Source organism: Vibrio sp. 10N.237.312.B06 (assembly GCF_041464685.1).
GTDB classification, from domain to species: domain Bacteria; phylum Pseudomonadota; class Gammaproteobacteria; order Enterobacterales; family Vibrionaceae; genus Vibrio; species Vibrio tasmaniensis_A.
On record NZ_JBFSPI010000038.1, the window covers coordinates 1 to 22,701 of the forward strand.

23 protein-coding genes and 1 pseudogene are annotated in these 22,701 nt (G+C 41.2%); 5 read left to right on the top strand and 19 right to left on the bottom strand.

Going from position 1 to position 22,701, the window contains the following annotated elements:
* Positions 1 to 47: 47 nt before the first annotated feature.
* From AB6C75_RS12025 to AB6C75_RS12095, 15 genes and pseudogenes are all read right to left on the bottom strand, one after another.
* Positions 48 to 1,325 (bottom strand): annotated as a pseudogene (locus AB6C75_RS12025) (hypothetical protein); the annotation flags it as partial.
* Positions 1,326 to 1,349: 24 nt separating this feature from the next.
* Complete coding sequence (locus AB6C75_RS12030; protein ID WP_372107877.1) at positions 1,350 to 2,354, bottom strand: tetratricopeptide repeat protein; 1,005 nt, start codon at positions 2,352 to 2,354, stop codon at positions 1,350 to 1,352.
* Positions 2,351 to 3,322: a type II secretion system F family protein gene (locus AB6C75_RS12035; RefSeq protein ID WP_009847490.1), complete on the bottom strand. Its 972-nt coding sequence runs from the start codon at positions 3,320 to 3,322 to the stop codon at positions 2,351 to 2,353. Before AB6C75_RS12035 ends, AB6C75_RS12030 begins: the two co-directional genes overlap by 4 nt.
* 3 nt (positions 3,323 to 3,325) lie before the next feature.
* Positions 3,326 to 4,291, bottom strand: coding sequence for a type II secretion system F family protein (locus AB6C75_RS12040; RefSeq protein ID WP_372107878.1), 966 nt, complete (start codon positions 4,289 to 4,291; stop codon positions 3,326 to 3,328).
* A 10-nt stretch (positions 4,292 to 4,301) separates the two neighbouring features.
* Complete coding sequence (locus AB6C75_RS12045; RefSeq protein ID WP_009847492.1) at positions 4,302 to 5,753, bottom strand: CpaF family protein; 1,452 nt, start codon at positions 5,751 to 5,753, stop codon at positions 4,302 to 4,304.
* A 35-nt stretch (positions 5,754 to 5,788) separates the two neighbouring features.
* Positions 5,789 to 7,003: an AAA family ATPase gene (locus AB6C75_RS12050; protein ID WP_009847493.1), complete on the bottom strand. Its 1,215-nt coding sequence runs from the start codon at positions 7,001 to 7,003 to the stop codon at positions 5,789 to 5,791.
* 1 nt (position 7,004) lies between these two features.
* Positions 7,005 to 7,505, bottom strand: coding sequence for a TadE/TadG family type IV pilus assembly protein (locus AB6C75_RS12055; protein WP_009847494.1), 501 nt, complete (start codon positions 7,503 to 7,505; stop codon positions 7,005 to 7,007).
* Positions 7,505 to 7,933, bottom strand: a complete 429-nt coding sequence (locus AB6C75_RS12060; RefSeq protein ID WP_009847495.1) for a TadE/TadG family type IV pilus assembly protein — start codon at positions 7,931 to 7,933, stop codon at positions 7,505 to 7,507. Before AB6C75_RS12060 ends, AB6C75_RS12055 begins: the two co-directional genes overlap by 1 nt.
* Before the next feature lie 2 nt (positions 7,934 to 7,935).
* Positions 7,936 to 9,201 (bottom strand): pilus assembly protein TadG-related protein, encoded by a 1,266-nt coding sequence (locus AB6C75_RS12065; RefSeq protein ID WP_372107879.1) that lies wholly within the window; start codon positions 9,199 to 9,201, stop codon positions 7,936 to 7,938.
* 14 nt (positions 9,202 to 9,215) lie between these two features.
* Complete coding sequence (locus AB6C75_RS12070; RefSeq protein WP_032555265.1) at positions 9,216 to 9,485, bottom strand: hypothetical protein; 270 nt, start codon at positions 9,483 to 9,485, stop codon at positions 9,216 to 9,218.
* The gene (locus tag AB6C75_RS12075; RefSeq protein ID WP_102257765.1) at positions 9,475 to 10,932 is read right to left on the bottom strand and encodes a type II and III secretion system protein family protein; all 1,458 of its coding nucleotides are present in this window, start codon (positions 10,930 to 10,932) and stop codon (positions 9,475 to 9,477) included. Before AB6C75_RS12075 ends, AB6C75_RS12070 begins: the two co-directional genes overlap by 11 nt.
* A gap of 8 nt (positions 10,933 to 10,940) precedes the next feature.
* Positions 10,941 to 11,690: a Flp pilus assembly protein CpaB gene (gene cpaB, locus AB6C75_RS12080; RefSeq protein WP_009847499.1), complete on the bottom strand. Its 750-nt coding sequence runs from the start codon at positions 11,688 to 11,690 to the stop codon at positions 10,941 to 10,943.
* Positions 11,683 to 13,032 (bottom strand): ATP-binding protein, encoded by a 1,350-nt coding sequence (locus AB6C75_RS12085; RefSeq protein WP_372107880.1) that lies wholly within the window; start codon positions 13,030 to 13,032, stop codon positions 11,683 to 11,685. The genes cpaB and AB6C75_RS12085 overlap by 8 nt, the downstream gene beginning before the upstream one ends.
* Positions 13,033 to 13,071: 39 nt before the next feature.
* The gene (locus AB6C75_RS12090; RefSeq protein ID WP_102257763.1) at positions 13,072 to 13,602 is read right to left on the bottom strand and encodes a prepilin peptidase; all 531 of its coding nucleotides are present in this window, start codon (positions 13,600 to 13,602) and stop codon (positions 13,072 to 13,074) included.
* 162 nt (positions 13,603 to 13,764) lie between these two features.
* The gene (locus AB6C75_RS12095) at positions 13,765 to 13,953 is read right to left on the bottom strand and encodes a Flp family type IVb pilin (protein WP_009847502.1); all 189 of its coding nucleotides are present in this window, start codon (positions 13,951 to 13,953) and stop codon (positions 13,765 to 13,767) included.
* A 194-nt stretch (positions 13,954 to 14,147) separates the two neighbouring features.
* On the opposite strand from AB6C75_RS12095, the gene AB6C75_RS12100 reads away from it, so the two are divergent.
* Both AB6C75_RS12100 and AB6C75_RS12105 read left to right on the top strand, forming a co-directional pair.
* Positions 14,148 to 14,897, top strand: coding sequence for a helix-turn-helix domain-containing protein (locus AB6C75_RS12100; protein ID WP_372107881.1), 750 nt, complete (start codon positions 14,148 to 14,150; stop codon positions 14,895 to 14,897).
* 90 nt (positions 14,898 to 14,987) lie between these two features.
* The gene (locus AB6C75_RS12105) at positions 14,988 to 16,676 is read left to right on the top strand and encodes an AMP-binding protein (RefSeq protein ID WP_372107882.1); all 1,689 of its coding nucleotides are present in this window, start codon (positions 14,988 to 14,990) and stop codon (positions 16,674 to 16,676) included.
* A gap of 157 nt (positions 16,677 to 16,833) precedes the next feature.
* On the opposite strand, the gene AB6C75_RS12110 is transcribed toward AB6C75_RS12105, so the two are convergent.
* The 3 genes from AB6C75_RS12110 to AB6C75_RS12120 are packed head-to-tail and all read right to left on the bottom strand — an operon-like array spanning position 16,834 to position 19,290.
* The gene (locus tag AB6C75_RS12110; RefSeq protein ID WP_102257760.1) at positions 16,834 to 18,216 is read right to left on the bottom strand and encodes a vWA domain-containing protein; all 1,383 of its coding nucleotides are present in this window, start codon (positions 18,214 to 18,216) and stop codon (positions 16,834 to 16,836) included.
* Between the two features lie 10 nt (positions 18,217 to 18,226).
* Entirely contained in the window at positions 18,227 to 18,784 is a 558-nt protein-coding gene (locus AB6C75_RS12115; RefSeq protein ID WP_372107883.1) for a TadE/TadG family type IV pilus assembly protein, read from the bottom strand.
* Between the two features lie 11 nt (positions 18,785 to 18,795).
* Positions 18,796 to 19,290, bottom strand: coding sequence for a TadE family protein (locus AB6C75_RS12120; RefSeq protein ID WP_102257759.1), 495 nt, complete (start codon positions 19,288 to 19,290; stop codon positions 18,796 to 18,798).
* A 795-nt stretch (positions 19,291 to 20,085) separates the two neighbouring features.
* Between AB6C75_RS12120 and AB6C75_RS12125 the strand changes: the two genes are divergently transcribed.
* The gene (locus AB6C75_RS12125) at positions 20,086 to 20,991 is read left to right on the top strand and encodes a LysR substrate-binding domain-containing protein (protein WP_102257757.1); all 906 of its coding nucleotides are present in this window, start codon (positions 20,086 to 20,088) and stop codon (positions 20,989 to 20,991) included.
* A gap of 130 nt (positions 20,992 to 21,121) precedes the next feature.
* Here AB6C75_RS12125 and AB6C75_RS12130 read toward each other — a convergent pair whose 3' ends face one another.
* A complete protein-coding gene (locus AB6C75_RS12130; protein WP_017060829.1) occupies positions 21,122 to 21,328 on the bottom strand; it encodes a DUF1127 domain-containing protein in 207 nt (68 codons plus the stop codon).
* A 103-nt stretch (positions 21,329 to 21,431) separates the two neighbouring features.
* Here AB6C75_RS12130 and AB6C75_RS12135 point away from each other — a divergent pair, with 103 nt between their 5' ends.
* Together AB6C75_RS12135 and AB6C75_RS12140 are read left to right on the top strand one after the other, a co-directional pair.
* Positions 21,432 to 22,382 carry a LysR substrate-binding domain-containing protein gene (locus tag AB6C75_RS12135; RefSeq protein WP_102582438.1) on the top strand — a complete coding sequence of 317 codons (951 nt, stop codon included), beginning with the start codon at positions 21,432 to 21,434 and terminating at the stop codon, positions 22,380 to 22,382.
* A gap of 45 nt (positions 22,383 to 22,427) precedes the next feature.
* Positions 22,428 to 22,640: a VF530 family DNA-binding protein gene (locus AB6C75_RS12140; protein WP_012604684.1), complete on the top strand. Its 213-nt coding sequence runs from the start codon at positions 22,428 to 22,430 to the stop codon at positions 22,638 to 22,640.
* Positions 22,641 to 22,701: the final 61 nt, after the last annotated feature.

The following is a 22,701-nucleotide window of genomic DNA, read 5'->3' on the forward strand; positions in this document are numbered from 1 at the left end:
GGCTACCGATGTATTGTTGAACGCGAAATGTACAGCAAAGATCAACACGCCCTAACAACATCGGACAATTTTATAATAAAGTATGCTTGAAAAGGTGCAGCTAAAACAAAGCACAGCCTCATTATTCTAATCTGCCAAAATAGCGCAAGAAATAAATTAAACATAAAGATGATGTACAATATTATTGCATGGTGGTTTTTTAACTTAAATATCGGGGATAGAATTGCGGGAACCAATAGCAACGCATAGTTTTCAACAGAAAATAAACCATGGGTTGATATATAACTAGCAACAGATTTAGCTTCCGTGACTTGATCAAGCCAATACATCTTAAGTATTGGAGGGTAATCAATTAATAAAGCACTAGTAAGTGATGGGTAAACAATAAAAACAGGAAGTAAACACAATAAACCAAGAGTAATAAACAGGAAAGCCCTTTCAATTACACTCTTATCATTACTCGCCAACCTGTGATAAAAATGAACAAACAACCAACCACTAAAGAATAATATTATAATAATAAATGATACTTCATCATATTTTAAAACAAAAAACTCATCGTAAGGCCTATTCAATAAAACAGTAATAGATGACAAAACCGTACAAGTAGCGTATAGCTTGGAGATATAACTAAAGTATCCGTTATTAAAAAAACTGAAATAGACAGTATAAAGAAAAAAGAACGGAAAAAACAACAATAGATTATCCACACCCGTCCACAAAGATAAAGATAGGAAAGTGGATTGTATATAAACACGCCATGATTGATTGAGATTACGAGTAGTAAGAGGTGTAACTGAAAGAAACAGTGCTGCTAATATAAGTTGAATATTATGGTGATCAATAGAACCTGGCAGGAAATGAATAATTGAAGGAGAGGAAATAGCAAACATCATACTTATGAAACGATATTTGCTCCCAAAGTATTGGTCACATAAATAGAAACATGATAATGCGTAAAGTAACAAGTAAAACAATGGCACAACAGAAATCGAGATTGAATAAGCAAGACTATCATCAATTATAAATAGCAATGGGAAAGCGACTATAGATAACATTAGATCAGGAAACCGAGACCAATGAATAATAATGCCATCGAGAGCATTGAAATTACTCATCGGTTCTAAGTACCAATGACCACTTTTCATCCACGCTTGGAACTGAACATAACGCATATAATCATCGTTATCATTTAGATTGAGTGCGGATACTGCTTCCCACTTGTAAAACAGTATCACTGATGCGCAGGCAAACCAAAAAATAGAGATTACAATGACATCTTTATTAAAACTTTCACGGTTAGGCAATATAAAGATCCTTTTCATTGCACTAAAACTGGCGCTAAGTAGTTATTGCTTCATCTCTCTTACCTCTGATAGCGCTCTATTCAGATTTTCATTGGCGATTTTGTAATAAGAGGGTTTCTTATCAATAGCTTGTTGAAGGTAAGGAACGGCTTCATCTGGTCGACCTTGAATAATTAAAAAATACCCTACATTGTTCAGAGCTTCAGGTGCATCCATATGACGCATAAACACATTTATCGCTTTTTTCACATCACCTGATGCCAAATAAATGAGCGCAAGGTTGTTTTGAGCCTTTTCATTGTTCGGTTCTATCTCTAAAGCCGAACGAGTATATTGATACGCTTCTTTGTAGTTACCGTACATGTAATGGGAATACCCCATATTCAGTAGAGCTTTCACTGATGTCTTATCGATAGTAAGCGATTTTTTAAAGTATTCTTGTGCGATTTGATGTTTTCCATCGACATCTTCCAGCACGCCAATACCCATAAAGGCTGATGCAGGAGACATACTGTCAACCTTCAAAGCGGCTACTTCACTTTGATTTAACGCTTGGTAGTTTTTAATCGTGCTACTACTTTTTAAACGAACTTGGTCTGCATTGATCGCTTTAAAGAAATAGCTTCTTCCCTCATCTGTACGACGCTGTTTGGTATATAACACGCCTAACTGCTCCAGCACTTCCGTATGCGCCGGGTTAAAATCTAATGCCGCCAGATACGCTTTTTCAGCCAGTGCATAGTTGCCTCTCGATGAATGAATCCTGCCGATAGTAAACAACGTTTTATCGTGAAACTCTTGCTCAGGAAAAGACAGAGAACGAATGTATTCGTAAAGAGCTAAATCGATATTGTTATCCCTTAAAGCTACATCACCGCGCATAACGGCTTCTTTTTCACTGACAGGGGGATCGTCACTGGTTAAGGTGTCAATTGGCTTCCCCGAATACAACTCGGCATCAAACTGATTGGTTGGTTCATCAGAAGAGGCACACCCTAAAATTAATAACGGCAGTAAAAGTAAAACCATTCTATTCATTAGCATCATAAACCGACTCCTGGCGCACTCAATGCGTCCATAACAATCATCATCCCTGGTCCTAGGGCAACAATAAAAAAACAAGGCCAAATAAATAACAACATAGGAAATAACATCTTAGTGGGTATTTTTGCTGCAATTTCTTCCGCAGCTTGTTGCCGCTTATCTCGAAAATCTTCGGTATAGTCTCGTAAAGTTTGCGCCAAGCTCCCCCCCATTCTTGAGGCATGAGACAGCAAGGATACGAGTCCGTCTAACTCATGAAGTCCCGTTCGTTCAACGAGCTGACTCAAAGCATCTGGCATGGTGACACCTGCTTGTATCTTGGCAAAAACAGTATCCAACTCATCGGCAAGTTCGGGCTGTGAAATGTATAGTTCGTTAGCAACTCGTCCTAGCGCAGCATTAAAACCAAGACCGGACTCTGTACAAACCACCAGCAGATCAAGAGCATCTGGTACACCATTCTTGATCTTTCTCTGTCTATCTTTTTGCATTTTACTCAATATAAAATTGGGTAAAAACGTACCGACAAAGATACAAGTCACGATCAATAAGTTGTTGTAACTGCCCCCTATCGCTAAATAAAACACCATAAATGCACAAACAAACCCGACAAGGGCTGAAAGTACTTTGAAAGCATAAAAGACAGAAAGCGCACTTTTTTCATGGTATCCGGCATGCATGAGTTTTTCTGAGTAAGTTTCGTTGTCTTTTTTATTCCCTCGTCCAATAAATGGCGTTAACGACTCTAACGTATTGGTAAAATCGTAAGGTTTTCGACTACTCGTATGACGACCACTGGATATCTGCTTTAGCTTTTTATCCAACGGGGAGCGAGTGCCTACAAAAAGAAAACCAAGCGTGAGGGTCAGTAACATAGTGGTCAGCAAGATCATCCCGTACAGTAAGGCTTGGCTACTGATCCCGAACTCAGAGAGTGCTTGCTTCCATACATCTAAATCAAAGAATTCCATAATCTATATCTCGATATTTATTATTTTTCTTATCCACAACGTCCCAATAGCCAACAAAATAACCCCAATACTGACCATCGATATTCCTCTAGGGTCGGTATACAAAGGTTCTATGTATTCTGGGTTTACGAATTTAAGGCCGAAAAACAGAACAAAGGGAGAAAGAGTCAGTATCCAGGCAGAAAGCCGACTCTCAGCAGAGAGAGTTTTGATTTTTCTTTCTAGTTTAAAACGCGCTCTCAGTACTTCAGATACTTTTTGCAGATTCTCAGAGAGATTCCCCCCAGTCTCTTTCTGCAGCATGACTGCACTAGAAAAAGCCAACATCGAAACCGTGGGTGCTCTTTCTGTCATTTGCATAATAGCGAGCCTCAAATCGTAACCGTAGTTCAACAAGTTGTAGGTGTTCTTAAATTCAACGCCAATAGGTTCAGGCATCTCCTCACCCACCTCATTGAAAGACTGAACCAATGGCTGACCTGCTTGTAAAGCTCTCCTGATAATATCCAAAGCTTCTGGTAACTGTTCTTCGAATCGTGCCATTCTGTATGTCACTCTGTTTTGAACAAACAAGTAAGCAACAACCCAAGCAAAGACAAAAGCCGCTACACAAATGAACCACACTTGATTTGATACTAAAGCAACCAAAGCCAACAAAGTGGCGCACAAGAACACAATCAATAAGAAGCGACTTAAAGTGATCTTCAGCCCCGCCAATTCCAGCATACGTTTTAGGTCTGCAAAGAAAGGAATGACAATCAACTTCCGGTCAAGTGGTGATAGTTCTTTGTTGTAGTGATCTTTTAAGAGCGACAAACTCTCTTCATCAATATTTCTTTGTGTCTCTTTTAAGCGACGAGTCAACTCTTTGTGCTTAGCTTTTTTTCCGGCAGCTGGCAATAATAAGGCTTGTGAAATAAACAACACCGCAACAAACAATAGAACCAATGAAACTGTTACGCTATCCATAATCCGCTCCTCAGCTATGTGATTCGGTAAAGAGTTCAAACGGCAAATCAAGACCACGCTTCACCAATTGGTCATGAGACTGAGGCACCACACCGGTTGCTGTGTAATAACCTAAAATATTGCCATGCTCATCGACACCTTGACGCTGAAAGTGGAAGATCTCAGACATCGTGATGACCTCTCCTTCCATACCATTTATCTCTTGAATGCTCACCATACGGCGCTTACCATCTTCCTGCCGCTCCATCTGCACAACTAAATGGATAGCAGAAGCAATCTGCGCTCTGAGGTTTTTGGTAGAAATGTTCCAACCAGCCATCGAAAACATATTCTCAACACGGCTTAGAGCATCACGGGGGGTATTGGCGTGAATAGTGGCAAGAGATCCATCATGACCAGTATTCATAGCCGCTAACATATCGACAGCTTCGCTACCACGCACCTCACCAACCACAATTCGATCCGGTCGCATACGTAAGGTGTTTTTTACCAATTCTCTTTGACTAATCTCCCCTTTCCCTTCTAAATTAGCAGGGCGGGTTTCTAGGCGAATAACATGGGGTTGTTGAAGTTGTAACTCGGCAGAGTCTTCTATAGTAATGATTCGTTGGTCTCGAGGAATGAAACCAGAAAAGATATTCAGTGTGGTTGTTTTCCCTGACCCCGTCCCTCCTGAAATCAAGATATTAAGCTCACCTTTCACTGCAGCCTCTACAAACTTAGCCATTTGTGGAGAGGCTGATTTATACTCCAGTAAATTATCCATAGTTAAGCTATCCACAGCGAAACGTCGTATGGATACCGATGGGCCATCTAAAGCAAGAGGTGGGATAATCGCATTCACACGAGAACCGTCGGCCAATCGAGCATCCACCATTGGAGAAGCCTCATCAATTCGACGCCCCACTTGGCTAACAATACGGTCAATGATGTTTCTAAGGTGTCGGTCATCTAAGAAAGTATAGGGTGTCTTTTCCAATTTCCCCCCTCGCTCAACGAACACACTCTTAGGTCCATTCACGAGAATATCGGATACCGTTTTATCTGCTAATAACGGTTCTAACGGCCCCAGTCCAAACACTTCATCCTCGATTTGCTTGATAACTCTTTTTCGACCTTCAGCACTCAGGGCATGACTTTGATCGTCAGCCATTAGCTGAACAATCGCTTCATGGAGGTCGACTTTAGCACGCTCCTTATCAAGGCTAGAAAGCAAACCAAGGTCGAGTGTTTCTAAGAGCTGCTTATGGAAATAGTGTTTAATTGATAATTCTTGTTCTAAGACTTTTTTTGCTTCATTAACCGATTTTTCTTGTTCTTCTCTGGCATCTAGCCCTTTTAAAGCAACTGAATCACTAGCATCACCTTGAGGAAAGGCAGCAACGTTTTCGCTCTCCTGCTGCGAAAATTGTTCTGCTTTTTTTTCAAACTCCGGATTTATATTTTTTCGTTTAAAGAACATAACGATCCCTCATCTATATGCTTAGAACAAACAATCTATGAAAATATCTTTTTGAGCCAACTCTTCTCTTCTTGTTCCGGAGGAGAAAGGATGTGAGATAAATCGATGATCGACCGTGTAATCGAACTCTTCTTTTTTGACTCAACCAAAGGCTGACCTAAATTGGCACTCTCTAGTGCCACTTTAAAATCGTTAGGCATTAAATGGATATCATGCTTTCCAACGGTCTGTTCTATATCCGATAATTTAATGGTTTGTCGTTTCTCATAACGATTTACGATGATCTCTATTGCATCTTGTTGTAATCCGTACTCAAACTTCAGCGTTCTTACTAAACGGTTACTGTTTTTAACAGACACTAAGGTTTGTTGAGCAACAAGTAGCACCTTAGTCGCAGGGGAGATAGCCGAAGCAAAGATATGATCCAAGCCTCGAGAGAAATCAATGATAATGTAGCGATAGAAACGGCGTAGTACAGGTAATAACTTTCCAATTTTCTGGGCGTGCTCATAATCATCCGCGTTGTTTTCATGCTTGAAACTTAAAACATGCAACCCAGATGTATGCTTGTTCACTAAACTTCCTAACGACATTTCATCCAAATCATTAGAACTGTCGATGGCATCCGAAATACTGTAGGACGGCGTGATATTCAAATATTCTGGAATAACACCAAACTGGAGATCAATATCAAGCAACAGCACCTCATTCGGGTGATAACTTGCTATTTCTACGGCTGTATTGAGCGCTAAGGTTGTCGCCCCCATACCACCTTTAGTATTGATAAATAAAAACACTTCACCATAACTAGAGTTTTCAATTTTCTCCGCTGCAGTTTTCTTAAGTAGCGGTAAAAGACCTGAAATTGAAATGTCATGAGATAGAAAATCAGAAGCACCAAGTCTTAGCGCTATTTTCAATGAGCCGTTATCACTCTCATCACCAAACACAACTAAAGATAAATCATGCTCTTCTAACTGTAGGTTGTAGCTTTGAAGATCCACCATTTTCTGAGCCCAACCACCACTTGCTTCAACAAAAATAAGATCGGGAGCATCTATATTTTTCACATACTCTTCAGTCATACCTAGCAAAGAAAAAGAGTCGATATGAACATTTCGACAGCGTTTTAATTGCTGTCTCATATGTGCATGAAATTTTTCGTTGCTATAGATAAGCCATACATTCAAGTTGGTTTTAAGGCGAATCGCATCGTCTTCACTTGGTAAAATATCAATTGCTTCGCCCATACTACCCACCCTGTACTGGTTCCGGACACCTTGTCCTAGTATTTGTTTCAGCCTTTATCACACCCAAATTCTCAGCTGGTAAAATTGTCTCAAACGCAGGGGCAGTAAGAAAACCATTGGCCCCTAAAAAGCTTAGGTTACTGATCAGTTGAATGCCATAACCTATAGCTCTTGCTCTAACAAACTTGATCGCACTCAGGTTCGCTTCGAAATCAGAAGTAATTTCAACGCCAGAAGCATCTAAGTACGCGACCTCCAAATTACTATCACTAAAGCCTAGTAGTGGTATGTCTTCTACGACAACCCCCGCAATGTTATCGCGATCTAGCACGTAACAAACGGTCGCTAACCTAGCTGCTTTTCTGGTCGCCTCATTAACAATCTGCAATGAAAATACGTAAGCCCCTAAAGCTAGAATCAGAAAAATCAGCAAAAACACCAACCAAGAAACAATCGTAAATTCGATGATGGCTAAACCGCTATGTTTCTTGATTGACTCCATCAAAAAACCCTCATCACGGACGACACACTCAAGGGAATTGATAAACTTTCAGATGAAAATGGGACAGATAAGAAATGAGGAACATACTCATAATTCACCGTTATTCTCACATAACTGTCCGCAGTGGGAGGAGTAACAACCACATCAGAAGTTGCAAGACTAGAAAGTATGGCTGTACCTACCGTGTTTTTTCCGTAAACCACGATGTTTTGAATTTCCGCAGTCGGCGCCAATGCTCCACCTTGTGTTCCATAAACTTCGCTAACTGCGTATCGAGCCCCATTTTGAACCGATTTAGATATCACATTGTAATGAATTAGAATGTTTCCCAACTCAAGAACCAACACTAAGAAAAACAATAAAACTGGTGTTGCAATCATCATTTCAATAGCTGCGAGACCTTGCTGCTTGTTTAATTTCCTATTCATAACTAAGAGCCTCCCCCATCAGGGTCTTTATACAAAACAATTTTGTATGGACCTTCAGTTGATGATTCAGAACCACCAGAGCCACCAGCGACACTACAAGAATGTATAAACTCACCAAATACTGCTGGGGTTCCTGAATTGTTACTTGGTGCCTTTTGCAATAAGAAGAAACACCCTATTTTCTGCACGGTAAAACTGGTTACTCCACCACTTTTACCCGAACAATCGACCATCGGAATTGGAAGAATGCGTCGCCATGCTGTACCACCAGAAACACAACCCGAACCATTGTTTGTAATACATGCGTTTGTGTCTGACTCATATTGAGCATAGGTATAAGAGCCATCAAAATTAATGTCGCCCGTTTTTTTATCTATCTTAATTTGGGAGTTAGGCTCGGTAGTGACATAATCAGAATGATAAGCTGAACTTGATAAACCACCACCATAATCACCAAAGCGAGTGTTCAACCCATCAGCAGTGGGGCCGACAGTTCCCCCGGGCTTGGTAGTGACACTATCGCCAATAGCTACGGAGTAGTCGTAATAACCAGCCAACGCCTCTTTTACTGTTTTTCCCCCAGACCCAAAGTCCAGCAAGTGATAGTTACCATTCCCCATTTGTGACAGTTTTTTATCACCCACTTTTAGAGCATGAACGGTTCCTACTTCATAGCCAAATACATTGGTAATTGCTTCACCGGTCGCATCATCATAGCCGTCTTCATTGATGTCATTATCTGAAGTTCCATCACCAATACATACTCCAATAGGTACAATGTTGTTGACGACTTGCAGTCCAGAACTAGGCCCAGCAACCGCTGTTGCCGATACATCTTTAGCTAAACCAAACATCTGAATGAAAAATTCATCCATATCCAGTGAACTAACATTAACGCGAACATAAACATCATCATCAGCACCAAACGTAGTTGTCCCCGCAAAACTTTGAGGGTCATTGGAGTATTCAACACTTACCACTGCTGTAGAAAAATTAAATTCATGATTACCAGAAGCTCCCGCCATAGCATTCAATGTTGATGTAACTTCTGCAGATACCGCAGCCTGGTCTTTGCTGTTATCCAATATAGTGGCTGCAGCCAATGCAGCGGAGTCAACCGCATTCTGTAAGCGCGTTTTATTCACTAGCATATGGTTGATGTCCACCGCCAAAGCAGACACCGCAAGGAATACGAGTAACGCAATGGTCACAAAGATGACCACCAAACCTCCCGGCTTCTTGGGACTATTTGATACTTGATACGACATAAAGTACCTCCACGCTAATTAAAGCTTTGTAAAACCTGGCTATTATTTCCGGAAAGATCCTCATCACCTTTGCCCACATAGCTGTCATAACTAGCTTGCATACGCTCACCAGTCCCATCAGGTAAAACTTCCAAGTTCTCTTGAGTCGCGTTCGGGTTGTACGTTTGTTCCACTTTCAACTGAACAACCGACTGCCCTAAAGGCGCGTCATTCGCACAACCAACTAATACCAGTGCGAGAAAGACCATCATTGTTCTAATCATATCTATCTCCTTACAAATCATGACCGAATGAACCTTCACTACCACCATCAGTTGGTGTGATAGGTTTAGAAGAACTTACATTACTGTTGTCTTCAGAATCAGAAGGCTCAGCAATATAAGCGCTTCTACCTAACAAGTAATATTCCAGGTCATTCGGGTCAACAAAGGCATCAGTTGGCAGTGTGACTTTGCTTCTGTCTACGGGTTTAGCGAGCCTAGGCGTAACAAGAATGACAAGCTCTGTTTCGCCAGATACATACTCTTGACTATTGAAGAGCTGACCTAAAATTGGCACATCCCCAATACCTGGCATTTTGTTACTGACGTCCCGCACGTTTTCACTCAGAAGCCCCGCAATACCAATAGTTTGTCCATCCGCAAGTTCAAGCGTAGAAGAGGCACTTCGACGTGTGATTGGAGGGATGAAATACGTCGCATTCGTCGAACCAGGGTCGATAGTCAATGAACTGCTGTTCGCAATTTCACTCACATCCACAGCCAAGTTTAGATTGATCTTTTTATCACTCAGAACCGTTGGGATAAATTTCAGACCGACCCCATACTCTTTATATTCAATCGTAATACCATCTTCATCTGGCACAGGGATAGGGAATTCACCACCCGCTAAAAACTCAGCCTTAGATCCACTTAATGCGGTTAAGTTAGGTTCAGCTAATACTTTCGCTACACCATTCTGTTTTGCTACATCCAGGGCGAATGTAAACAGGGTATTACTATCAATGAACGAGCCTAAAATCCCGTAATCAGTAGAGGTTGGAATATCAAAGACAGGCGTAGCCCCTAATACACCAGCAGGAACCGATGATGCACCCCATGAAAAGTTAGAGCCACTGGTCTGGAAGAAGTGGAAATTGGCATCGAACTTTCTCACTAAGCTTCGCTGAACCTCGGCGACCGTCACTTCTAACATGACTTGTTGAGCGCCACCAATCGACATTAAATTGATGACTCCGGTGGCAGCAACTTGCTCACTACCACTCTCTTTAGAGTCGTCTGCAGCTTGCCCTGCTGCGTAAGTTTCAGCAATTCGCATGGCAACATTCATCTTCTGTTGGTTGCTAATTTGCCCACTCAGTAACAAACGATTCTGCGCGCTGTGAACCTCTATAGTCTCATCAGGAAGAAACTCATACAGCTTGGACTTCAAACTATTTAAGTCATGAGTGACCTCGATATTAATCGACTCAATCAACTGTCCTCGTGAATCCCAAGCCATCAGATTTGTCGCACCTAACTTTTTACCAATCAAAAACACTTCGTTAGATTTTAAAATTACGATATCCAAAACATCAGGATCACCAAGTGAAACCTTGCTCGCTTTGCCTGATAACACCACATGTGTAGATTTATGGTGTGGAACCGTCACTGTTTTTCCCGTTTGCAATGCAGCAACACTTGCGGTCGAAAAACAAATCAGGCTCAAAAATAACGCTAATATAATTCTCATATCTCACCTCAATCCTTGACGCGCACACTGGATGTTTCCGTACCCTTGATAATGGTGACACTGGGTCTAGGCACGTATCGACGAACGACTTTTTTATCAACCTCATGAGGGTTTCTTAAGGTAAGCTGAATACTGCCTTTGCTCTTCGCCGTAAGAAGCTTCTCTGCATCTTTTGGGGTCACCTCAAGTGTTACCGCTCGAACTATGATAGGGCTGTTTTCTTTGGTTCTTGCTGTTTGGTCTACGGCTAACACTTTAATATCTTTCAACACTGTTCGAGTCGCCGCAGAGTTTTTGCCATAGGAAACGGTATTAAGAATATCGACCTTGTTTCCTGGTAATAGAAACCCTGCCACACCAATAACATCATCGACTCGAATAGTTACTGCTCGCTTATTTTCAGGAATCAACGCAGCGAGTGTTGAACCTTCACCAGGAACGGTAAAGCGCAACTTATGAAGCACCTCTCCTGCGTAGATAGTATTGGCGACAACTTTTCCAATTAGCTCGTTTTGATCTGAGTAATTATTTTCATTGATCCAATCCACTTCCATCAGCTTCGTCGTTAAGTACTGATCTTCAATTACGGTTCCAGCTTCAATTTCTTGAGATGCGACTACAACCGGGTGACGTTCAACCTCTTCAACTTCGATCGTCGGTTGAACTTGGTTATCCATCCATTGCTTAGCAAAAAATACAGCCGCTAAGCCGAATACTACGGACAGTAAAAACAATAGGAATACCTGACTCTTATTCATTATTTTCTTCCTCGTGTCCATCAGAGGTAAAATAGACTTCCCATGCCATGGAAAGAATATCGAAAGTAATAACGGGCGGGAGTTGCTCAAATGAAAGAATATCTTTGCTAATACCAGCGAGATCTTTAGGTAAGCAAGGGAAAAGCGGCACTTTGTATAGCGTGTGCATTTGAGACAATCGCTCAAAAAAACCATCTTGAAGTTCTACCCCTTTATCAGAAACGACACTCATCCATAAAGCTTCATAGTCTCGTTGGCAAAGAGGTTTAAATTCAATTTTATAACCCAACCGACGCAAGAACGCTGGGTCACTGATCTTATCCGGGTTTAAGTTGGTAGAGAAAGCGAGTGTGAGCACAAATGGCATCGTAACTTGCTGTCCATTCGGTAACGATAAGTAATCGAAGTAGTGCTCCATAGGTACAATCCAGCGATTAAGGAGGTTGTCCACTGGCATTGGTTGACGCCCGAGGTCATCAATAACCAAAATCCCATTATTTGCCATCATTTGTAAAGGCGCTAGCCAAACTCGGCTGTTCTCAGAATGATTAACTTCGAGCATATCCATGGTCAACTCTCCACCCACCTGGATATTGGGTCTTTCACAATTGAGCCAACGCTTGTCGTACTGATCTTTGAGAGAAACCAATGTTTCACTACCGTTACTGTCTAGCGGTTTATGATGTTGCGTAGAAAAAACTTTAATAATATTACCGAAGGCGTAAACGGCATAAGGGATAAACACCGAAGTATGCAAAGCATTGACGATACGTGTTGCTACAAACGTTTTCCCCGTACCAGCATGCCCATAAAGAAGTAGAGCCCTGCCGGAATTAATTGCAGGTCCCAACACTGATATCATTCTGTCGACTCCGTAGACGTCACTAAGAGCCGCTTCAACATGCGGTCGAGTAACCAATTCAGAGCGCAAATCTTGTTGATTCACAATATTGCTATATTGAGAGAGAGATACAGGAACAGGTCCTAAGTAAGCATCTCGAGTGAAAGCTAAATCCGCTTCTTCTATGCCTTTTTCAGACAGTGAATAACGGACACGGCTGTGTGAAGATGAGTCTAACGTTAAAGCTGAAGTTGGTTGAAAAACTTCAATGAATGATTTTTGTCTAAGTACCGCAAGTCCATTTTCTACAATATGTGTAACCACACATAAATAGTTAGATAGATCCAATACATCTGACTTAGGGTAAGCGGACAGGTGTTTGAGTAATAAATTTTCAATCACAACCTCAGGTACACCAAGCATTTCAATGGATGTAGGAACCACAGGAGCTGATATTTGAGGCTTTAAATTACTCGGGGACGGTATCCCACTAATATCCATATGTTCTCTCCAACACATCGAATAATGATTCAATTTAAATTACGTAAAATAGCTATACATCGCTAAGCCTATAACAACTGAAGGTGCGAAAGGCATCGTCACCTTATTTGAATACCGAGAATGAACCGTAGACACATTCTTTGTTCTGGTTGACATTCCACTAACTAACATTAGTTTTTCTTCAAAATAGTTTCTAACGGTCAGAGATTCACTGTTTGCACTATTATAGAGCAAGTAAAATGTAGCGATTATCCCTGCGGCAATGAGAATATAATAAGAAATATCAAGCAAATTACCCCAACCGACATACAGGCCTATCACACCCAATAGCTTTACATCACCAGCAGACATTGCTCGTAAAAAATATAAACAAAGCCCTGAAAAGAAAAAGGTTGCAGCGCCAACTAAAGAAGTCGTAAGTGAATCCCAAGAAATTCCGCCATTAATCAATAAAATAAAGTACAGTAATACAAATAAAATCAGAGCTTTATTTGGTATCCGATTTTCTTTCACATCGAAGACTGAAACAACAATTAATAGCACCCAAAAAACCAGAGATTCACTTATCATTCATTTATATACCTGACACAATTATTATGAATTTACTGAATAAGGCTGTAGCTATACCAGAGAATATGGCCCAAGCAAAAATGACAAGTAAAGCAGCACCGATAACGTACTCGACAATAGTTAGTCCTTTCTGCTTTCTAATTCCCTTTTTATTCATAGTGTCTACGGGGCTGTTGTCGTACTAATAGCATTAACAATAGCACTGAGTTTCGCTGACAAGACATTACCAATTCCACTGAATATGGTTGTCAACCCTAACACGAGCATAGCAGCACCGATCACATATTCGATGACCGTTAAACCTTCTTCATCATTCATAAATTCTTTAATGTTTTTCAATAGGTTATTCATAAGAATCTCTCCTTGATTTACGTATCAGGTTTTATTTACCTGTAAACTAAATCTAGAGCTGAACGATATATTAGGTTAGGATTATTTTGCCATTTACTTGCACTTTCTTGTGGTACTTCTAATCTAATTACTATTACTTGTTATTCGGTTGTTTTTAGACAAAAAAACCGATATAAAACGAAGATTATATTAATATGAAAATAGTAACTCCGTTATTGTCGGACAAAGATAGTGATTTCAACTCCGTTATTATTAATAAAATAGGCCACTATTTTTCTATTAAAAACTTCAAACAAGACATATCTATAATCAGTAACTTAGATGTAAGATTGGTATTTTTCATATTGAATAGCGCAGATAAAATCCAACTACTTACCATGGCTTTATCTATTTGCGAAAATTTGAACAAAAGAATTGTCATTATTTGCTCTGACCCGTTACCTAATATCGTTCGAAATCATAAGAATATATTTTTCATCATAGAAACAAACAGTAATCATCTGACCAGTCAATTCGAAGAGCTTAAGGCCAAGACACAGCATATGTTCGAGTCCCACTTCGATATCGACAGAGACACAAACAACAACAACCAACTGCCTGTAAAGGTCTTCACATCCGAAGTTATTAACTTTGTGATGGACAACATCAACAAAGAAATCAGAGAAACAGAGATCGCTGAGAAATGTCACTGTTCAACCACCTATTTTTCTAAGAAGTTTCATCTACACTTTGGAGTAAGCTTTAGAGACTTCGTGTGCGATAAACGCATTCTACTTGCCAAAAAGTTAATCGAGGCAGATACCGAATCAAAAATTGCTGTCATTTCCTATCAATGTGGATACAAGGATGTGTCATATTTCTCGAGAATTTTTAAGAAACGGACTGGAGTAACGCCTGCAAGTTACAGGCGAGCCTGCACAGATAACGGAAAACAAAGAGCATAAACGCTAATTTTACTCCCTAAAAGAAAAAATCATGGTACATTTAACATGATTTTAACAAAAATAACTTAGCGAAAAACATGGAGTTAGACAATGATTCAGCCTAACGAGTTTAGCCAAGAACAAGCAACAGCTCTCCCTACACCCAATGACATGATTTTAAAATGGGCAGAAGAACGCCCAGATGAAGTCTACTTAAAGCAAATTATTAACCGCCAATTTGTTGAGTTTACTTATAAAGAAGTGGCCGACAAAGCACTGAAACTGGCGTCAGCATTAGAAGGACTCGGAGCCCAACCCGGTGATCGAGTCGCTCTCGTATCGAAAAACTGTGCAGAATGGTTTATCTGCGATCTTGCCATGATGTTAGGAGATTTTGTCAGCGTCCCAATCTTTCCAACAGCGGGTGCCGATACCATACAGTACTGTATTGAACACAGTGAAAGTAAAATTGTGATTGCGGGTAAACTCGACGATCCTAAGGCCACTCAAATAGTACTGGATGATAATCCAAACTTGGTGAGTATCTCACTTCCCTACGATAGCGCAGCGAAGTGCCAACATACTTTCGAACAACTCATCGATACCCATGAACCCTCAACCAAGCGTCCTCAGCATCACGATGATAGAGTAATGTCGCTTGTTTATACTTCGGGTACATCAGGGCTACCAAAAGGCGCGATGCTCACATACGGCGCCTTTACGTGGTCAGTTCAACGGTTGATCGATCATATTGGTATCCAACCCGGCGATCGCTTGTTCTCTTATCTACCGCTTGCCCATATTACAGAACGCGTTTACATCTTTGGCTCATCGGTAATGGGCGGTATAGTCACTGCTTTCCCGGAGTCTTTAGATACCTTTATTGATGATGTGAAAATGCATCGCCCTACTCTATTTATTTCAGTTCCTCGTTTATGGACTCTGTTCCAGCAACGAATCCAAGATAAGCTTCCACAGAAGAAACTGAATTTCTTACTTAAGATTCCGTTTATCAACAACATCATTAAGAAGAAACTGGCTGATGGCCTAGGGTTAGATCAAGCCCGCGTTTTGGGATGTGGTTCAGCTCCGGTATCACCGGCTCTACTCGCATGGTATGAGAGTGTTGGTCTACACATTACCGAGGCTTGGGGAATGACAGAGTCTTTCGCCTACAGCACGATTAATCACCCGTTTAGAGCCGACAAAATTGGTACTGTGGGTAATGCTGGTCCGGGCATCGAACTCAAAATTGCAGAAGATGAAGAAATTTTGGTTCGAAGCAAAGGTATGTTCTCTGGTTATTACAAAAATGACATAGCCACCCAAGAGTCTTTTAACTCTGAGGGATGGCTTCATACTGGCGATATTGGTGATATCGACAGCGAGGGCTACCTAACGATCCGGGGACGTAAAAAAGACACCTTTAAAACTGCGAAAGGTAAGTTTGTGGCTCCAGTGCCAATCGAAAACAAACTGTTTGAATACAGCCGCGTAGAAATGATGTGTTTGATCGGCTTAGGCTTACCTGGTCCTATCCTACTAGTGGTACCGCATGACTTCCCTAATTTTGATCGAGCTCGTTATGAAAGAACAAGTAAACGTGTCATTGAAAAAATGAACGAACAGTTAGCCTCGCATGAGAAGATCAAAGGGGTACTGATGATTAAGGAACCGTGGAGCATCGACAACGGTGTACTTACCCCGACTCTCAAGATAAAGCGACATATCCTTGAGCAGAAATACCATGAAATCGGTCATAACTGGCCGAAAGATAAATTGGTGGTTTGGGAAGAATAACCATTACTTGCACCTAACACTGAATAAAGAGTGCTACTAAACTGAAATTGGCACTAAGAGGGAGCTTAAGAGCTCCCTCTTTTTATGTAATTCTACTTCCTAATGACTGTTCTTCTTACTGACAGTCTTAACGCAAGCAATAACCCGCAGACAAGTATTACAAGGTTAACCTGATAATTACGTCTAACATCTCATCAAAACAAGGGCCTAATGCCTCTTCATCGATGGCATGGCAATACACCCCTTCAAGCTGAGCAGGATCATAGTCGGAACTCAGGTCCGGATCATCTAAAAGCGCGCTAGAGTTTGCCATTCGTAACAATAAGTCCTCACCAAACTCACTATCAGGTCCAGTTGCCGATGTTAGTGATGAGCCTAAACCCAACGTAAATACATATATGTCTTCCGTTCTAGCCTTTTCCGCGATGTCTTCAACTAGATTACGAGCAACCCGATTAACTCTGGTATACAGATCATTTGCTGAATGACTATCAGGGGCATATTGCGCTACTGGGCGCACCGCATGAGTCGGGTTCAAAATGTTGAACTCGGTGGCACTAGCATCATGAGTTGTATAATACTGAGGAATTTCGCTGATATAGTCATCAATATCTCTTCCCTCGTAACCGCCCGGTAACCTGGTAGCAATCGTATCATGTCTCCAAAGACCTCTAGGTCTGCCACTACTACCGTCGCTCGATCTTATAGCCCCTGTGTGAGTTCCACCACCTTCAAAATCAAACGTCGTAGCAAAAGTATTTGGCGCTCCATCAGTAAAGAATACAATCACTTTCAAGTTGGCAGGATCAGTCACAGTTCTGAGTTCATTCAGAGCTCGATACATCCCTTCTGATGCATTGGTATATTGGGCATTTGAAGTGCTACCAAAGTTAAAGCTATCAATTTCAGATTTTATGGTACTCCGGCTATGTCCACGGGTCGCATTGAACCCCACAGGGACTTCAGATCCAAAAGCAAACTTAACCAATGAAATTCGATCAAATCCCTCATGAAAATTTTCAATGAACGACTTAGACCGATCAATCACGTCTTGTGTCACGTCGCCAATACTCCCTAGTCTCAAGGAAGTAGTGTTATCAATCACTAACACCAAATCTACGGGGCGACGGATAGATTGTGCTGAAACTCCTGGGTTGAATGTATCTAACCCTATCAAGGGCAAAAAGATAGTAGGTACTTGCGCTGTAGCCGAAATATCTATGGAAATATTACCAAAAGAATCATATGCGAAGTTCACCGCACCTAAGCTCGGCGTTGCTGAATAAAAGTCGGCGGGGATATTAGCTGAAAAATATTTTTGAGCTGCAGCACGCCCTGCATCTTCGCCATTAGCGACCGCTCTTGCGGCTGCAATACTCGCAGCATCAACCGCCGCAAATAATTTAGACTTAACAATGTAAGCGCGTCCAGCATCCACTGAAAGTCCAACAACTAACAAAATAAAAGGCAGTGCGATGATTGACATCAAAGCCACTAACCCCCGACTGTAACGATATTTGATTGGGGTTCCCTTATCCATTTTAACCTCCCTACATATATGTTGTGTCACTCAAAATATATTGCTCGTCGAATACTCGACTAAAGATGGGTGAGTAGTCATAGAATACCTCTACGCTGTAAACGATCTCCCCGTCATCAAGTGCAACTGCGAGATTATTGATGAACGGGGGATCATCTGAATCCACATCAGAACACTCCCCATCACTTGCCCAGTTACTGCAACTCGACCAAATAGCACTATTTTTACTTAATCCGTGTTGGTTCCATCGATATTGACTTTTAATGTAGGGGGAAGCACCTTCTTGACCAACCACCTCGGTAATGTAAATGACACCGTCTTGCGTCAAGTCCAATGTTCCCGATGTCGTCGCTATGATGTCCATCACTTCTTGAGGGGTATCAGTATTACTCCGAGAAATAATGTTCCCACCTTCTCGACTGATACTGATAATGATGTGATTGGCTTGAATGAGGTGCGTGATATCGACAGCAGCAACAATAAGCAACATGAACAATGGTGCTATTAAGGTCATTTCGATTGCCGCAAACCCTTTCTCTGCGGCTCTTTTGATCTTCAAAGGAAACATCCTGTTCCTCCTTAAAAAGCTTCGTTTTTCATTGCCGCACTAACGGTAAATTTAAACTTCCCGTCATCAAGCAAAACATACATATAAGGGTTTACAGATGGCCACTCACAATCAAGATGAATAGAAATAATGTCCCCTGAGCCACCAAAACCAGCGACGGCATTACCATAGACATCTTCAACACGTATGTTTTGAACATCCATCACTTTGTCGAGTAGACCACTCGAAGATTGGGAAATTTTTTCTAAGATTGCCGCTTCTCGATTACTCGATGCGTCGGGATCGAGATCAGAACGACCTGTGATGGCATATCTTGCGCCCTCTCTTGCCGAATGTTGCATGGTCAATTTAACAAACCCATATATACCAAGATCAACAACCGTCAAAAAAAGCGCAAAAAACAGGCTCACCACGATCGTAAACTCGATAATAGCGATGCCTTTTATTTTGGATTTTAGACCGCTTCGATAGCGGTTACGTTCTGAACCTCTTGAAATAGATCTCATACAGCCCCCACCCTTTCGCCTTTCTATTCCCCATATATAGCCCAATAGAAAACCTAGGAGATACAGAAAAGCTCAACATTACAGATATAGAATTGATAAATGAGTTGTTCAAGTTTTATACGCGAGGGGTATTTGAAGGTAATACGATTGCTACCGCTATCAATATCGATAGTAATTAAAATATATTATTTTCAGTTGGTTAAATACGAAAATAACGTCCAATATAAAATAGAATCTAACTCCCAATTTATTCAGCACCCAAATAACTGTCTGTTTTATATCCATTAGATAAAGTAAGGATATAAATCAGACTGCTGTTGTTTCTATATAAATCACCACCACAGTCTCAAATATAAGACAACAAAAGTTCAAATTAAGCATTTAGTTTAGTAGCGAATAAAATAGAAATACTCTCAGTGTTTATTATGGAATAGTTAGATAGAGCTACCCCAAAGAGACCTTCCTCACAAAGAACCCTTGCGACTCCTTTAAGATAACAAAAGGTTATAAATATTTGGTGTAGTCTGAATCATTGTTGTTCTCGCTACTTAATCCTAAATCCTCTTTTACTCGATGACTTAACTGTTCTACACATAACACCTTATTAGATTTAGTCTCGTCAATCTTGACTCCCATTACCTTGTTTTTAAAGATTTTATAACCGAAAAAACTCTTCAAATTGATTAATAACTCCATAATTTCTCTCTTGTGCTCGCCATCGTTCTATCGCTCTTATGAAAACAACCTGTTCGATAATCGAACAACCATTATTAACAAGAACTATAAGCTGAGATTATGGACAATAGACTGCGTCACCTTTCAGGTCTCCGTTACTTTGAAGTTGCGGCTCGCTTGAGCAATTACAGCAAAGCGGCTGAAGAGCTGTTCGTCACTCAAGCAGCCGTCAGCCAGAAGATTCGACAGTTAGAAGAACAGCTTGGATGTAAGCTCTTTATTCGTAAGGGGCGTGCAATGACTTTGACGCATGAAGGGCACACACTTTTTAGACATGTCTCTGATGGATTTCAAGAGGTTCTGCTGGGGTTAAACAAGATCCAATCAGAACCTATTCAAGGGCTGCTTGTTGTTAGAAGTCCCCCTTCTTTTGCTTCTCGTTGGTTACTACCTAGGCTGTGGAAGTTCTCGGTAAAGCACCCAGAGATCCCAATTAAGATACTAACAGGGTGTGATACCCCAAATTTAAAACATGGCGAGATTGATGTTGCTATTCGACAAGGCGAAGATCTATGCGTTGAAGAAGGCTTGACTCTTGAGATGCTAATCAACGAACCGGTTTACCCTTTTTGTTCCCCTGAACTCGCAAACTCTTTGAACTTCACATCACCTGAACAACTCCTCAAATGTTGGCTGATTCAGTTTGATAGCGGTTGTTTCCCGTGGGAGGAATGGTTTAGGCAAGCAAACATATCGACTCAAAGCAGCACCATTCAGTGGATGGAAGTCGGTACCTTTGATATGGGGTTAACGACTGTCATGGCGGGACATGGGGTTTGCTTGGCAACAGACAGCTTAGCTGGTGACTTCATCGAACGCGGCTTGCTAGTGAAGCCCTTTGATATAGGCATGACACCTGGGGTTCAAGTCAACCTATGCTTTGACCCTAACTCCCCGAGAGAAGAGCGTATTACCGCGTTCACCAATTGGTTGCACGAAGAAGTAAACGAGCTATTGGAGAGTTAAATCTCATCTCCCACTTCTTTATATAAACCATAAACCTAACTCAACATAGAACGGTAACGTAAACCTCCCGACACCGACAAAACTATGTTGAGTTAAAGCAACGTCGAGTTAAAAGCTACGTTGCCTCGAATCACTCCCAAAATGACTTCTTCAGTTCTTTCTCGACTTGTTCCGACGTAATCCCGACATCTCTCAGTAAATAATCGGGTAGCTCAGACAGCTGCTTTCTAGTTCTACGATTTTGAAAGTACAGGCCTAATTTAGAATAGAATTTCTTAATTGATAATGATGAAAAAAATGAATGGTTGGTATTTGCTGTTGCTGTGATCGTATTCATAGCCTTTCTCCTGTTGATCTTTTGTTTTGTTATGGTCGATAATTAATCAACAGAGCAACATCGACAAACGATAGATACTGGCATTCAGTTAAGGAAAACTAATGTGAGAGAACGAGCCCCACCATTCCAAGGGATCTACTATTTTTACACGGCGGCTGAAACTGGCAGTTTTAAAGTCGCCGCACAGAAACTATTTGTCACGGCAGCTGCCGTCAGCCAACAGATTCGCCAACTTGAAGAGTGGTTAGGTGCAGATCTGTTTATTCGCCAACACCGAAAAATAGTACTCACTCATGAAGGTGAAGTGCTTTACCTGCAAGCGAAGAAAGGCTTTGCTCATATTCAAGATGGGGTGAGACGAATCAACCAAGATCCTAACCCTACTCAACTGTCGATCTCTACCGTGCCTTCCTTTGCTCAGCATTGGCTCGTACCAAGAATTGGCGACTTTCGCGGTCGCCACCCTGATCTATCCATGTTAATTGAGCCGACCAATAAGCTAGTCACATTTGAAGATTCTAATGTCGATATCTGCGTTAGATACGGTCATGGAGACTACCCAAACATCGAATCACGTTGGTTGATGGACGAGGTCATTTACCCGGTTTGCCACCCTATTTATCAAGAGAAACATGGTATCTATGACATCGACGATCTGCATAAAGCGGAACTCATTGAAGACCGTTGGCCTGATATGGATTGGAATCTCTGGTTACAAGTCGCAGGAGTAAAAGCTGGCCGCACATCATTGCAATTTGATGGCTCTCATTTTGTGTTAGAAGGTGCACTATCCGTTCAAGGTGTCGCGCTTGTTAAGCACAGCTTGGTGTATCGCTATTTACAGGAAAAGAAATTGGTGCGAATCGGAAACATCGCGCTGAAGCCTAAATACAATTACTTTTTATGCGCGCCTCCAGGTTACTTCCATCGAGAAAAGATAAAACGTTTCGAAGAATGGATGCAGAATCAGGTTAAATTATTTGGTAATACAGGTAGAGAAGAGCTTTCGATTATCCACACCGACTACGAACTCAAATGGTCGGATAATTCATAAGGCGAAACTGGTATACTTAACTCAAATAAATGGCGAGAACATCTCATGACACAAGACAACAACCCACTTCACGGTATCACTCTACAGAAGCTGCTGACTGAATTGGTTGAACATTACGGTTGGGAAGAGTTGAGTTACATGGTAAATATCAACTGCTTCAAAAAAGATCCAAGCATTAAATCAAGTTTAAAATTTTTGCGTAAAACAGATTGGGCTCGTACCAAAGTAGAGCAAATCTATATCGATTTGAAACGCTAGTCCCTTCCTTTAACAAACGCACCATTTACGGTACTAAAGTATGAAACCATTGGTGCGCATT

What these genes read in the sequence shown, in the direction of transcription:
- AB6C75_RS12030 (WP_372107877.1), bottom strand. Translation starts at nt 2,354, where the DNA reads ATGATGCTAATGAATAGAATGGTTTTACTTTTACTGCCGTTATTAATT.
- AB6C75_RS12035 (WP_009847490.1), bottom strand. Translation starts at nt 3,322, where the DNA reads ATGGAATTCTTTGATTTAGATGTATGGAAGCAAGCACTCTCTGAGTTC.
- AB6C75_RS12040 (WP_372107878.1), bottom strand. Translation starts at nt 4,291, where the DNA reads ATGGATAGCGTAACAGTTTCATTGGTTCTATTGTTTGTTGCGGTGTTG.
- AB6C75_RS12045 (WP_009847492.1), bottom strand. Translation starts at nt 5,753, where the DNA reads ATGTTCTTTAAACGAAAAAATATAAATCCGGAGTTTGAAAAAAAAGCA.
- AB6C75_RS12050 (WP_009847493.1), bottom strand. Translation starts at nt 7,003, where the DNA reads ATGGGCGAAGCAATTGATATTTTACCAAGTGAAGACGATGCGATTCGC.
- AB6C75_RS12055 (WP_009847494.1), bottom strand. Translation starts at nt 7,505, where the DNA reads ATGGAGTCAATCAAGAAACATAGCGGTTTAGCCATCATCGAATTTACG.
- AB6C75_RS12060 (WP_009847495.1), bottom strand. Translation starts at nt 7,933, where the DNA reads ATGAATAGGAAATTAAACAAGCAGCAAGGTCTCGCAGCTATTGAAATG.
- AB6C75_RS12065 (WP_372107879.1), bottom strand. Translation starts at nt 9,201, where the DNA reads ATGTCGTATCAAGTATCAAATAGTCCCAAGAAGCCGGGAGGTTTGGTG.
- AB6C75_RS12070 (WP_032555265.1), bottom strand. Translation starts at nt 9,485, where the DNA reads ATGATTTGTAAGGAGATAGATATGATTAGAACAATGATGGTCTTTCTC.
- AB6C75_RS12075 (WP_102257765.1), bottom strand. Translation starts at nt 10,932, where the DNA reads ATGAGAATTATATTAGCGTTATTTTTGAGCCTGATTTGTTTTTCGACC.
- cpaB (WP_009847499.1), bottom strand. Translation starts at nt 11,690, where the DNA reads ATGAATAAGAGTCAGGTATTCCTATTGTTTTTACTGTCCGTAGTATTC.
- AB6C75_RS12085 (WP_372107880.1), bottom strand. Translation starts at nt 13,032, where the DNA reads ATGGATATTAGTGGGATACCGTCCCCGAGTAATTTAAAGCCTCAAATA.
- AB6C75_RS12090 (WP_102257763.1), bottom strand. Translation starts at nt 13,602, where the DNA reads ATGATAAGTGAATCTCTGGTTTTTTGGGTGCTATTAATTGTTGTTTCA.
- AB6C75_RS12095 (WP_009847502.1), bottom strand. Translation starts at nt 13,953, where the DNA reads ATGAATAACCTATTGAAAAACATTAAAGAATTTATGAATGATGAAGAA.
- AB6C75_RS12100 (WP_372107881.1), top strand. Translation starts at nt 14,148, where the DNA reads ATGAAAATAGTAACTCCGTTATTGTCGGACAAAGATAGTGATTTCAAC.
- AB6C75_RS12105 (WP_372107882.1), top strand. Translation starts at nt 14,988, where the DNA reads ATGATTCAGCCTAACGAGTTTAGCCAAGAACAAGCAACAGCTCTCCCT.
- AB6C75_RS12110 (WP_102257760.1), bottom strand. Translation starts at nt 18,216, where the DNA reads ATGGATAAGGGAACCCCAATCAAATATCGTTACAGTCGGGGGTTAGTG.
- AB6C75_RS12115 (WP_372107883.1), bottom strand. Translation starts at nt 18,784, where the DNA reads ATGTTTCCTTTGAAGATCAAAAGAGCCGCAGAGAAAGGGTTTGCGGCA.
- AB6C75_RS12120 (WP_102257759.1), bottom strand. Translation starts at nt 19,290, where the DNA reads ATGAGATCTATTTCAAGAGGTTCAGAACGTAACCGCTATCGAAGCGGT.
- AB6C75_RS12125 (WP_102257757.1), top strand. Translation starts at nt 20,086, where the DNA reads ATGGACAATAGACTGCGTCACCTTTCAGGTCTCCGTTACTTTGAAGTT.
- AB6C75_RS12130 (WP_017060829.1), bottom strand. Translation starts at nt 21,328, where the DNA reads ATGAATACGATCACAGCAACAGCAAATACCAACCATTCATTTTTTTCA.
- AB6C75_RS12140 (WP_012604684.1), top strand. Translation starts at nt 22,428, where the DNA reads ATGACACAAGACAACAACCCACTTCACGGTATCACTCTACAGAAGCTG.